A 12,715-nucleotide genomic window follows, 5' to 3' on the forward strand; every position below is an offset into this window, starting at 1 on the left:
TGGTCAGCCTTTCGGGGCTGACCCCTTTTTCGGAAATGAGACACCAATGACCCCCGATATTCTGTGCCTTGGCGAACCGATGCTGGAGTTCAATCAGCAGCCCGATGGGAATTACCTGCCCGGACATGGCGGCGACACGTCGAATTGTGCCATCGCCGCTGCGCGCCAGGGTGCATCCGTTGGGTACGTGACGCATATCGGGGCGGATACTTTCGGCAACTCATTCATGGACCTTTGGCAGGCCGAAGGGGTGGATACGTCGACCGTTCGTCAGGTTACGGACGCTCATACCGGGATCTATTTTGTGACGCATGGCGCGAACGGGCACGAGTTCAGCTATTTCCGCGCAGGCTCTGCCAGCAGCCGGATGGGGCCGGATGATCTACCGGTAGCCGCGCTGCAATCGGCCAAGGTTCTGCATGTTTCAGGCATCAGTCAGGCGATATCGGATGTTGCAGCTGACGCCGTGTTTCGCGCCATCCAGATCGTGAAGGACGCCGGGGGCCTTGTGTCCTACGACACCAATCTGCGCCTAAAGCTCTGGCCGATCGAGCGCGCGCGCGCCGTAACGCATGCCGCCATGTCACAATGCGATATAGCCCTTCCCGGTCTGGACGATGCAGAGCAACTGACCGGCCTTTCCGACCCGGATGCCATCGCAGATTTCTACCTGAACCTCGGGGCAAAAATTGTTGCCCTGACGCTGGGGGCCGAAGGGACATTGGTTGCGACACCCGACAAGCGCGAGCGTGTCAAAGGCCGCCGGGTCGAAGCGCTGGATGCCACAGCCGCGGGCGATACATTTGACGGTGCCTTCCTGTCTCGTATTGTCGCTGGCGATGACCCGTTTCAGGCCGCACGCTATGCCAACGCCGCCGCCGCCCTGTCGACCCAAGGGTATGGTGCAGTCGCCCCGATGCCGCGCAGGAACGCGGTCGAGGCGTTTCTTGCGGAAGGAGACTGACCCATGAAACACGCCGTTGTCATTGGCGGCACCCGCGGCATTGGCGCTGGTATCGCAGGGGAACTTCGCCGTAAGGGATGGCACATCACCACAACCGGCGTCGGCGCGGACGAGGTTTCGGCCTATGCCGCGCAGTACCCTGACGATATGTGCGCGCAACTGGATGTGCGGGATACTCAGGCCGTAACTGCGTTCTTCGGCGGGATTGAGAACCTCGACGGTCTGGTGAATTGCGCGGGCATTCTGGCGCGTGGTGCGGAATATGAGATCGACGTTTTTGAGAAAGTGATCGATATCAACCTGACCGGTACCATGCGCTGCTGTCTGGCGGCACGACCCTTGCTGGCCGCGTCAGGCGGGGCCATCGTGAACACCGCCTCGATGCTCAGCTATTTTGGGGGGCCACTTGTCCCCGCTTATTCTGCTAGCAAAGGCGGGGTTGCCCAGTTGACCAAGGCCTTGGCCGGAAAATGGGCTGCCGATGGCGTCCGCGTCAATGCGGTGGCCCCCGGATGGATCGAAACCGAAATGACCGACGCCCTGCGCGCCGATCCGGCCCGCAACCAGCCAATCCTTGGTCGCACACCGCTGGATCGCTGGGGCAAACCCGCGGAAGTCGGCGCGCTGGCCGCATGGTTGCTGTCGGACGAGGCAGCATTTGTAACCGGAGCCGTTTACCCGGTCGATGGCGGTTATTCCGCGATGTGACAAAGGAGCAGTCAATGCCAGTACAAGAAAACGACGACGACCCGAGAATGCCGTATCAACTGCCGTTCCCCAAGGACGCGCAGGAAGAGATCGTTATCCCCGACGCCATTGCACAGGATGAGCGTATCTGGGTGCCACAAACCGAGAATGTGTCGTTCCGGCCATTATGCCTGAACCGGTCGCAGGGCTATTGGATGAACCTTCTGCGCGTTCGGAAATCGGGCGTTCTGTCCCGACATCGGCACCCACAGCCCGTTCATGGCTTTGTTCTGAAAGGCCGCTGGCACTACCTGGAACATGATTGGATCGCCCAGGAAGGCGGGTACGTGTACGAACCGCCCGGCGAGACCCATACACTTGTCGTGCCCGACGATGTCGACGAGATGATCACCTACTTTCAGGTGAACGGCGTGATGCTCTATGTTGATCCCTGGGGCAAAACCATGGGCTACGAGGACGTCTTTACCAAAATCGACATGTGCCGTAAGCACTATGAAGAGGTTGGTTTGGGGGCGGATTATGTCGAGCAGTTCATCAGATAGTCACCTGCAACTGGCGTTGGTGGCGCATGATGCCAAGAAAGACCAGATGGTCGACTGGGCCCAATCGCATGCCGAACAGTTACAAAAGGCAACACTGTTTGCCACCGGCACCACGGCCGGGCGCATCAACGCGTCGGTGCCTGATCTGCAGGTAACAGGCCTAAAGAGCGGCCCTTTGGGGGGCGATCAACAGCTGGGCGCGATGATCTGCGAGGGAAAGCTGGATGGCTTGTTTTTCTTCATAGACCCGCTGTCCCCAATGCCCCACGACGTGGATGTAAAAGCGCTGAGCCGCCTCGCGATCGTTTATGATCTGCCCTTTGCCAGCAGCCCAAGCACGGCCGACTTTATCCTGAACGGGTTGTTTGCATCCAAGGCCCGATAGGGCCAAACCTTGTTTCCCGGGCCTCCGGAAAACGCCCTCTCGCCTTGTGCTGGGGGAAAAGTGGCCTGCCCTTGCATGAACCTCGCTTCGACGTCCGGCGCCGAGGCCAAACGTGCGTCGTAGAGCATGCGCCGATCGATCGTTACAGCGCAGACTTGAGGGCGGTAGACTAGCCGACGGCGACGCCATCCAGCAGCTCAAGTGCATCGCGCACGTCAACCGTGTTCTCTCCTCCTGTGACCGCCTCAAGGGCAGATCGCAGATCGGAGCTGGCATTTTGCGCGTCTCCATATTTTCGATGTTGTTTCACACTATCTACCGCCGTTCGAAGTACGAACATCGTCGCATTCTGTTGTCGTGCGGTGCTCAATGCCTCACGAAACTCTGCTTCGGCCAATTCATTTTCGCAGCTTGCGAGTGCATAAACTCGATCCGTCTCGGCCCGAGCCCAGCCTTCATTGGTAATTTCCTGATGTTTTCGGGCTTGGGACAACAAGTCCAAAGCACCTTCCCGATCACCTGTTTTCAGAGTGAGTTCGGCAATTAAAGTAAGAAAGAAAGGTTTGTAGTTTCCCGCCCCGCTGGTCCACCAAGCTTCGGATGCGTTCTGCAATGCTTCGATCGTTTCCGGTTTCGGCGAAACATAGGCGCGCACCCAACTTCGCCAGAGGTTGGCAGTCAAAGACATGAATGTGAATGAGTGCTTGGAGGAAAGCGCGTCAAGTTGGTTGGAAAGCTCAATCACTTTGTCAGGTTCGCGGCGCAGAAGATGAAGCATGCACAGGTAGGTGAGCGACTGTGCAATGCTGTGTGCATGTTCAAGCTCATGCGCTGCAGCGACCGCTTGGTTTTGGATTTCAAGTGCCCTGTCGGGTTCCCCGCGTATCCAGATCGCCAAGCTCAGAAAGCAAGACGTGATGGCTGCGTGGTCTGATCCGTAGATAAATGCCAGATGCCCATCACGCTCGAGGCTGTAAAGCTCCAGGGCTTTGCTCAGGTGCGTGTAGGCCGCGTCCAGCTCGCCGATATGAAACAGAACCGCACCCATCGCCCGATGAGCCACCATCTGATGCTGTGTCTCATGTGTCGAACCGGCTAGATTCAGAACCTGTTCGGCGACATCTCTGGCCAAGTCATACTCGGCACGAACCAAATGAAAGGAATAAAGGCCGTTCAACACCGGGAAGAGATGTTCGGTTTCTTCCACTCCCTCGCACAGGTCCCGTATTCTTGAGTACACAGCTCCGGTTTCATCTGCTGCGATGCCCGCCGTCGATCGCAAAACACCAGCTCTGAGAACCTGAATTTTTATTTCCTTACGGTCCCGTCCGACACTCTGCGCCAGTTCGCTCAACTGCTCTATCGCCAGGGACAGCTGGGTGTCGGCCTCGATATTCGCAGACCGCTGGACAGCGCGCTGGCCGGCAATATAGCGATGATCTATGGCCTCATCGCTCATGCCAGCCATGGTGTAGTGATGCGCCAATATCTCAGGGCTGGCATCCCCGATAGCTTCAGTTTCGTCACTAAGTGTCTTGGCTACACGAGCATGCAAAACCCGTCGCTCGCTTTTTAACAGGCTGTTATAGGCGGTGTCGCGAATAAGGGCGTGGCGATAGCTGAAGGTTTCCAGATTTTCCTCTTCAGACCTTGTGACAACGCCCGCCTCGGTCAACAGTTCCAATCCTGCACGCAACGCTTTGTCACCAATACCCGCAACTCCAGCGATCAACGGATAGGAAAACTGGGGTCCGATCACTGCTCCGATCTGCGCCACCTCTTTAGCGGAACTCAGGCGATCCAGGCGCGCCATCAGGGCATCGTGCAACGTGCTGGGAACCGAGCTTGCCGGGGACGTCGCGCCCATGGCGTGAGGGGCGCTTGTGTCACTTAAGGCACCGGATTCCAGAAGGTCCTTTGTCACTTCCTCAACGTATAACGGCACGCCGTCAGATCTGGCGGCGACGGTGTTGTACACTTCTTCCGAAATCGACTGTCCTTTGGCCACATCGTCCACAATGCTTTTGACCTGGTGAAAGTCTAATTGCTTCAAAACCAGTTTTGAAAGGTTGGATTGCAGCGCCCAACCTGGGTCGAACTCCGGTCTGAATGTCATCACAACTAGAACCGGCAGGTCGTGAATCCGGTCGGCAATCCGGTCAAGCAACAGCTTTGTTGTCGGATCAATCCAATGCGCATCTTCAAACAAAAGCAGCACGGGTTTTTTCGCGGTTTTTGACGCCAGATTGTTTAGCAACAACTCTAACGTCTGCTCCATAAGTTGCTGCGGTGTCAGCTCTAATGGCCCCAACTGGTCTTCAAATGGAACAGAAAGAAGCGACGCGGCAAGCTTCAGGGCTTGGTCAGACTTGTCGTCCAAAACGGAAGAAATCTTCCGTAGCTTTTCTTCGTTTGTATCATCGGAATGAAAATCCGCGGCATTCTCGAATTGACGAATTGCCGGGTAGAAAGCACTCGCGTAATGGTACGGAGAGCACTGGTAGCGGATTTGTGTATGAGAGGCCGCGGGGACGTTCTGTCTTAGCTCTTCCACCAGTCGAGACTTTCCAATTCCCGGTTCGCCCGACACCAGCACAACCTGACCTTGGCCAAGGGTTGCAAGGTTCCACTTTTCGTTCAGGGTTTCATATTCACCGGCACGGCCGACCAAGGGGCTTAGCTGCACGTTATGCATCGCCATAAAGCGGCTGTCGGTATCGCGCGCCCTCGTCACTTGCCAGGCTTCGACTTCCTTGGCGAAACCTTTGAGTTTGAACGCGCCGCGTAAAACGTATTCGAAAGTATCGCCAGCCAACTGATGTGTGCTCGGGGCGACGATCAGGGTTCCAGGGTCGGCCATTGCCTGCAGACGGGCGGCCAGGTTTGGCGTCTCGCCCATCGCCGTTCCGTCCTCAAACATTTTTTCGCCGCGTAGGTCGCCGACAACGACCAGACCCGTCGCTATGCCAATGCGGACGTTCAGTTTCGCATGCGTGCGGATTCTGGGAATCTCCTCAATGATGCGAAGGCCTGCGCGAATGGCGCGTTCGGGATCATCCTCATGCGCATGGGGAAACCCGAAGAAGACCATGATGCCATCGCCGTAGTAGCTTGCGATGTGCCCATCGAAAGCCGCAACCGACGCGGCACATGTCTCTTTGAAAAGCCTCAGAACTTCGGCCAAATCCTCGGGATCGACGCGCTGAGCTATTTCAGTCGATCCCACTAAATCGATGAACATAACAGTAAGCTGTCGGCGCTCTGCCACGATGGCGGGACCCAATGTCGTGTTGGGTGGTCGGTGCTCCCCGGTCGTATCTGCCCGAACCGCTTTCCTAAAACGCCGTCTTGGCCCCAGAGGGAGCCCGATTGTAACAAGGTCTTCGTCCGTTAACTCGGTAAGATCACCGAGTTCGACTTCATGCTCAGCAAAGGCCGCAGAATATTTGGCCAAACCGTGTTTCTCAAGCCAGAGCGCAAGATCAGACATTTGTAATTTCGCATGCCATCGCGTAGAACCTGTATCTGCGCACCGCGGGCAAGCATCTCCTTGGCTGTTAACTGACCGGAACGGGCGTTAGTGATCGTCGAAGTGTCTCGTCGACATATTCCTCATTGAAGAACACAGATTTACATTCGGTCAAGAACTTCATTGCCTTGCCTGGACTCCGGATCGCCAAAAAGAGACTTTGTTTGGTACCGATTTTGAATGTGGCAGGACAACGCTCTCTTTCCTGGATGATCTGGCATTCTGGGTCAGACTGAAGAACCATTTTGGACATCTATCGGTCTTTCCCACTGTGTCATGCGAACGTCTTCATTGCGGACTGAAGCAGTCGTTCGATCAGCTTGCCCAACGGTCCGGTTTTTTGATTTCGTGGAGAAGTGTGTTTAGCATGTCGTGGCATGTGCAACGTCAAAGAGCGAAGACATGTCTGATCCATATTCTAATCTAGGAGCACAGGATTCCGCGCTTCAAGAAAGGATTGCGGCAGCGATGGAAGCCCGCTGCCTTGAGCCTGCACAGGTCGAAATTCGCAAGGCCTACTTGAGTAACTTGAAGCTGCCCAGCAATGCAAGCGCATTGGAACTTGGGTCCGGCACAGGCCACGTCACCAAAGACCTGTTGGACCTTGCTGGTGCCGAAACCGCACACGGAGTCGAGCCTTCACCAGTAATGGTAGAACGGGCCAAAAAGAGCTTTGGAAGTGAAGCGCGGCTTAGTTTTGAGATCGGCGATGCCAAGAATACTGGTTTTGAAGACGCCTCATTCGATCTTGTTTTGATGCACACTTTGCTGTGCCATGTGCCTGGCCCCGAAGACGTTGTTCACGAGGCCTTCCGCATCCTGAAGCCGGGTGGTGTGTTGGCGATCTGTGACGGCGACTACGATACCGCGACGGCGCAGATTGCAGATTTCGACCCGCTGGATCAACTCATCCGGTTCATGATCAATCAAAACGTCACCAACCTTTGGATCATGCGACAAATCTCTGGCATGCTTGCCAAGACTGGCTTTCAGCTTGGGGCGCGCAGAGGGCACGGATACGTTGCCGAAGGAGAAGCGACCTACTTCCTGACCGTCATTGACCGGGGCGCGGACCGCATGGTCGAAGAGCGCCTGTTGTTTCCTGAAACAGCAGAGGCATTGAAGACAGAGGCAAGACGTCGGGTCGCGGAAAAGACCTTTTTTGGGTATATGTCTTACGTGAGCCAGATTGCGACAAAACCAGCCAGCAGATGAAGCTGCTACAATTCGTGAAGTAGAAATTTGGGGGATATGTCTACCAACCCCTTGTTTCAGACGGCAACTCACGAAAAAACAGCCTGTAGTCCCTTGCGAACTGACCCATATGCCAAAATCCATGACGGTTGGCAGCGTCGTTTATTGTTCCACTGAATGAACCTGCAAGAAGGTCCTCTCGGACGCGGCTTAATCGAAGTCGCATGTAATACGACTTTGGGCCATGCCCGAAGTGTTCTTTGAACGCGCGATCCAGGGTTCGCCAAGATGCGCCACTTTCTTTACAAATCTCTTCTATCGAAACCGGATCTTCCAGATTGGCAGCCATGAGGTCCATTGCACGATCAAGGGCACGCCGTCTGGTATCCGCCTGACTTCTGTCAAAATGCACTTCGTCGTCTGTCAGAATACTCAGCGCTTCAAGCATCAGAGTTTCCTCTGCTTCCTCAGACCACTGCGCATCAGCACTGGTCAGCAGCTCGGATACGCGCTGCTCTAATTGCGCCATGCTGGCCAAACCTGATTTGGACCTCAGCTTGTGTGCGTCCGGATTGTCGTGGTCCAGATGAAACCCACAGGTTTCGGCCAACTTCTCCAATCGATCGGTTTCAAACGAAATGACGTTACCGGTAAAACCAGCCGTCGAAATACCATCAAACCCATCGCGGTCCCCGAAGGACAGAAATGCGTTTTCGGTTACGTCCCTTGCTTGCCACTTGTCGACTGCACCATTTGACGGGATCCCGAACGTCACCCAGCCCTTTGGCGAAACACCACGTTGGTGAACACGTTGGTTCATTGCGATGTTTAAGGCGGACACCGAGTGCCCCGAGCGCACTGTTATTCTCGTCGACAATCGACCCGGATCGAGCTGTCGAAAATCAATCTCCCAAGGCGTAAATTCCCCGATCATATTGGGATGGTCGAAATTCAGCACGACTGCAGGCATCACCCCATCCGCTATGGCGGGGTCAGCCTTTTGCAAATTTGGCGAATTCTTGATGTGGTCCATTCCCAGAGCCTGACACTTTACCGGTAATGTAGCGAATTCGAACCGCAGGGAGTCAAGTGTCAGCAAAAACTCCAAACCTTGCCACTATGGGCCGACCGCGGCTCCCAGAGGCCGATGCTCGATCAGAGCGCGTGGTTACGTTCCTGACGCCACCAGAACACCAACGACTTTCTGAACTGGCACATCAGTCAGATCAATCGATTTCAGCAAAATGCCACGAACTGATTGTTCAGGCGATGAACTTTACGGACACAAAAGGGGGAAAGAAGAGTGACTAGTGTTATTTGTAAGACTGGGGCTGCAGCCTGTTTGCTTGCTCTGCTCGGCACCACGTCTGCGGTCGCACAACAAGACGCAATTGTGCATGACGGTGAGTTCGAGTTCTTGCGCGCCCAATTTGGCGAGCAATGGGACGCGCAGGATGTCGAAATTGAAGCGAGGTTGACCGAAATACGGGAAGCCAACGGCGGCAAACCCCCTAATTTCCTGTACATCCTGATCGATGACATCAGCTTTGGCCAGATGGGAGAGCGCAAGCTCAACTATGTGATGGGCATTGAAACCCCGAACATCAATGACTTTGCCAGCGAAGGTCTGTCGTTGATGCGTATGTACACCGAACCCTCTTGCACACCCACGCGCACGGCCATGCTTACGGGTCGGCATCCAATCAGGGCTGGCGTGGAAGAGGTAAAAGTTGCTTTGGTGGGCGAAGGACTGCCTGCCGACGAAGTGACTCTGCCAGAGATCCTGAAACAGGCAGGCTATAACACCTCACACGTCGGCAAATGGCACCAGGGCGATATCGAAGAGGCCTACCCGCACAATCAGGGCTTCGACTGGGCGGCGTTCCCGCTGCATCAACAGGTACAGCTGAGCCTGATGACCCGCGAGGCGATGCAGGCGAACAACATGCTGGGATACCACGCGTCGGGACAGAACAACGCGCTTTTGCTGGATGAACGGTTCAAGCCCTATGGATTGGTAACAGGTGTTGAAGCCGAAGCAGGTGGGCCAGCGCGCGAGGTCGAAATGGCCGCGGGCGAAGAATGGACACAAGCCAAATACGAAGAGATGAACGAGCGCTATCAGGCGCAGGCAATTGAACAGCTTGAGCGCGTTGCAGCATTGGATGAGCCGTTCTTCCTGCAGTACTGGCCGCTTTATCCGTTGAACTTTGCCTATCCCGATCAGGCGCTGTCACGGAATGGCGGGTTCCACGCTGACAAATTGCAGCTTCTGGACGGTTGGATCGGCGAAGTCTTGGCTGCACTGGAAGACACCGGCGAGGCCGACAATACCATCGTCATGATCATGGCCGATAATGGGTTGATGTACCATTACGAGGGGACATCCGGGCTGAATCAACTGATTTATCGGGGCGGCAAAACCCAACACCTCGAAGGGGGCGTGCGCACCGATGCGTTCATTCGCTGGCCCGGCGTGATTGAAGCCGACAGTGCCGCCGGTGACATTTTCCACGTCTCGGATATCTACACCACAATCGCGCGTATTGCCGGCGCCACAGACTTTATCCCACGTGATCGGGTGATCGATGGAATCGACCAAACGGCACTGTTACTGGAAGGAGAGGGCAACGGACGACGCGACTATGTTTATGTGTATGAGGGCCCGGTTCTGCGCTCGGTCGTTAAACAGGAATTCAAGATGCACCTGCCTGCGCCGGGTGCACCCGGAGCGGCGGCGCCCACTTACAACATCTATCGCGACCCGCGCGAGCAGCATCCATTGATTGGGTACTCTCTATGGGCCGGAGCCTCGTTTCAGGACATGATCAAGCGCCATCAGAAGATGATTGCCAAATATCCAAACTCGGAAATCGGTAAAGACATCCCCTACGGCGGCATCGAGAACCTACGACCCGAAAGTGAAGAGGCCCGGCAGGTCTTCACAAGCTGGCAAGAGTAAAGCCTGAATGGCGCGCGGGCCCTGTCTGCGCGCCTTCCTCACGAACAAAAAAACGCGATGCACTGAGGTTTCATCTTAACGACGTCTTGATTGAAAACCCGCTTCTGACCATCGGCAACCCTTGGGTGCTATCCGATCTAACCCTTCAGGGACCGCTCATTGAACGAAGGTTCGGGTTTTGAACTCCGCAATTTGGCGTGGGTCACCGGGTTTGGGACGTGCCGCAAATTTCAGGCCGAAATCCGCCACAAGAAAGGTGAAAGAAATGAACCTGCTTAGATCAATTGGTACTCCCCTCCTTCTTTTGATGGTTGGCGTGTGTCCCGGCATCGCGGCTGAGGAGCGGGCTGTGCCCCTTGAAGGTGTCCTCAACACCCGAGACCTCGGCGGCTTGAAAACTGAAGACGGCCGGACTGTTCGCGCGAAGCAGCTCATCAGGTCCGGCGAGATAGACGAGATCAGCAACGGCGGCATGCAGCGCCTGGACGACATGGGCGTCAGCGTAATTGTCGATTTGAGAACCACAGCCGAGGCGACAGCCCATCCCGCGCAGTGGCCCGACGGTCAGGGACCCGCGCGGCATAACTTCCCGGTGATGGAAAATGAAAGCCAGATGATTGACGACATGCGCGCCAGCATCAAGTCAGGTACAGCGAAGGCTGAGGAAACAGACGCTTTGTTCGCAGGCGCCTTCGGCTATATCGCAACAGACTACACGGACGAATTTCGTGATCTGTTCGACGTCTTGCTTGGTCAGCCGGAAGGCGAGGCGGTTCTTTTTCACTGCTCGGGCGGGAAAGACCGCACCGGAGTCGCGACAGCTTTGATCCTGACCGCACTTGGCGTCTCCCAAAAGGACATTCAAGCGGATTTCATGATGAGCAACATACTGAAGGATGCTGACCAAAAGGCTGAGCAGATCGCGGCGGAAGTCAATGCGGTTCATGGTACAAGTATGACCGCAGAAGCTGTTTGGCCTTCGCTGGGGGTGCGAGAGTCTTACCTCGATGAGTTCTACACTAGCGTTGAAGAGAGTTATGGTTCGGTCGATGGCTACCTTCGCCAAGGCCTTGGTCTTACGAACGAGGACTTGGACACTTTACGCGACAGATACCTTCAATGAAGCGAACGCAGCACCTGCAAATTTTGCAGCGCAAAGGCGGACCAATACAGAGTGTCGAGGTTATCGGGTACCGCAATGCGTTCCAGCTGCAAATGAGAACCATATGTGACCTTCTGATGCCGACCTCTGCATTCAGTCAGTCCCAGACAGTTCAGATGGAGAGGGGCGCTGCAACCGTATGATTTTGTTGATCTCGACACAGGCACCTCGAACCCCTCGCCAGTTCCTTGGAAGAAGGGACAAATTGCAGCCCAAAACCGCTTGCTGCCTTTCCCATTCATGTCGTGCTTTTGCATAGGTGGGATCAAAAAGCACCCCTTCTGCGAAGTCATCGACAAATGGGAACGTCCTGCCCTTCTGCTTTTGCTGAGACACGACAACACAAATGGCCGGGCGGGGTTTTCAAGTCTCCAAAGCTACTCGACGGGTGACCAATCTGGGCCCGGATCATAGGCAGAAATTTCACTGGTACGTTCCAGGGTTTCCGGGCCAAAATCCGCCTCGTAGACGATACCGTTCTCTCCAACCAAAAAGGAATGAACCCCGGTTTCGCCGTAGTCGGACGGTACTGCCAACAAGGCATGACCCGAGACGAAATGGTCCCCGACAAAATAGGAGTATTCTCCGCCGGGCGCATTCGGCCCCTGCCCCTGCAGGATCGTGTAGTAGTATCCCAGGAAGGGTTCGGCTTCATAGTCGGCCTCACCATCGCTCCACCCGGTTGCGGCCGCTCGGGCGAGTGCCGCACCGACAAAGCTGTCCTCGTCCGGCCAGAAAAGCCCGTCGCGCTCTCCGGGATCCGAGATGATCGTTCGGGCGAACTCCATGACGCCATCGCCATTGTGATCCACAAGACGAAATGCCGCTTGCAGGTCAACATAGGCCTCAAGCAGATCAATCACCTCCAACTCATTCAATCCGATTTCGCGGGCCGAAAGCTCTTCGATCCCGGCTTCAATATCGAAGCGCCACCCGTCTTCTGATCGTAATATCGGTATCGGGAAAGGCCAGCCGTCTTCACCAAGCAGAAGAACAACGCCATCATCTTCGGGCTGAAAGCGATACCCTTCGCCATACATGCTAAGCACGTCTTGCCGCCTTGCCTGGTCTTCTGCCGGATCACCGGTGCCAATCAGGTCTTCGGCCTCGGGACCAAAAACCTCGAGCAGTTTGCTCTGATCATTGGCTTGCAACGCACCGACAAAGGCATCCAGCGCAGTTTGCGGCGTGTCAAACCGGGCCCCCTCCGACAGCGCGGGGCCTGTGGTCGCGGCCAGCAACAAAACTGAGAATACTGATCTACGCATC

The 12,715-nt window shown here is 55.7% G+C and carries 10 protein-coding genes; 7 read left to right on the forward strand and 3 right to left on the reverse strand.

Features of this window, described 5'->3' with window-relative positions; translation table 11 throughout:
- Nucleotides 1-46 precede the first annotated feature (46 nt).
- Genes J7416_RS14100 through J7416_RS14115 form a run of 4 tightly spaced genes read left to right on the forward strand, consistent with a single transcriptional unit; the run spans nucleotide 47 to nucleotide 2,599 of the window.
- Entirely contained in the window at nucleotides 47-964 is a 918-nt protein-coding gene (locus J7416_RS14100; protein WP_209225588.1) for a sugar kinase, read from the forward strand.
- A gap of 3 nt (nucleotides 965-967) precedes the next feature.
- Nucleotides 968-1,672: an SDR family oxidoreductase gene (locus tag J7416_RS14105; protein ID WP_209225590.1), complete on the forward strand. Its 705-nt coding sequence runs from the start codon at nucleotides 968-970 to the stop codon at nucleotides 1,670-1,672.
- A 14-nt stretch (nucleotides 1,673-1,686) separates the two neighbouring features.
- Nucleotides 1,687-2,214 (forward strand): 2,4'-dihydroxyacetophenone dioxygenase family protein, encoded by a 528-nt coding sequence (locus J7416_RS14110; protein ID WP_247744287.1) that lies wholly within the window; start codon nucleotides 1,687-1,689, stop codon nucleotides 2,212-2,214.
- Entirely contained in the window at nucleotides 2,192-2,599 is a 408-nt protein-coding gene (locus tag J7416_RS14115; RefSeq protein ID WP_209225592.1) for a methylglyoxal synthase, read from the forward strand. Before J7416_RS14110 ends, J7416_RS14115 begins: the two co-directional genes overlap by 23 nt.
- A gap of 169 nt (nucleotides 2,600-2,768) precedes the next feature.
- On the opposite strand, the gene J7416_RS14120 is transcribed toward J7416_RS14115, so the two are convergent.
- Nucleotides 2,769-6,089 (reverse strand): adenylate/guanylate cyclase domain-containing protein, encoded by a 3,321-nt coding sequence (locus tag J7416_RS14120; protein ID WP_209225593.1) that lies wholly within the window; start codon nucleotides 6,087-6,089, stop codon nucleotides 2,769-2,771.
- A 507-nt stretch (nucleotides 6,090-6,596) separates the two neighbouring features.
- Between J7416_RS14120 and J7416_RS14125 the strand changes: the two genes are divergently transcribed.
- Nucleotides 6,597-7,343: a methyltransferase domain-containing protein gene (locus J7416_RS14125; protein ID WP_209225595.1), complete on the forward strand. Its 747-nt coding sequence runs from the start codon at nucleotides 6,597-6,599 to the stop codon at nucleotides 7,341-7,343.
- A gap of 40 nt (nucleotides 7,344-7,383) precedes the next feature.
- Here the strand turns inward: J7416_RS14125 and J7416_RS14130 are convergent, their stop codons facing one another.
- Nucleotides 7,384-8,355, reverse strand: a complete 972-nt coding sequence (locus J7416_RS14130; protein ID WP_209225597.1) for a helix-turn-helix domain-containing protein — start codon at nucleotides 8,353-8,355, stop codon at nucleotides 7,384-7,386.
- A gap of 270 nt (nucleotides 8,356-8,625) precedes the next feature.
- Between J7416_RS14130 and J7416_RS14135 the strand changes: the two genes are divergently transcribed.
- On the forward strand, nucleotides 8,626-10,284 hold the full coding sequence (locus tag J7416_RS14135; protein ID WP_348540274.1) for a sulfatase-like hydrolase/transferase: 1,659 nt from the start codon (nucleotides 8,626-8,628) through the stop codon (nucleotides 10,282-10,284).
- Nucleotides 10,285-10,549: 265 nt separating this feature from the next.
- Nucleotides 10,550-11,407: a tyrosine-protein phosphatase gene (locus J7416_RS14140; protein ID WP_209225598.1), complete on the forward strand. Its 858-nt coding sequence runs from the start codon at nucleotides 10,550-10,552 to the stop codon at nucleotides 11,405-11,407.
- A 416-nt stretch (nucleotides 11,408-11,823) separates the two neighbouring features.
- On the opposite strand, the gene J7416_RS14145 is transcribed toward J7416_RS14140, so the two are convergent.
- A complete protein-coding gene (locus J7416_RS14145) occupies nucleotides 11,824-12,714 on the reverse strand; it encodes a DUF2950 family protein (RefSeq protein WP_209225600.1) in 891 nt (296 codons plus the stop codon).
- Between the last annotated feature and the right edge of the window lies 1 nt (nucleotide 12,715).

Source organism: Ruegeria sp. R14_0 (assembly GCF_017743975.1).
GTDB lineage: Bacteria > Pseudomonadota > Alphaproteobacteria > Rhodobacterales > Rhodobacteraceae > Ruegeria.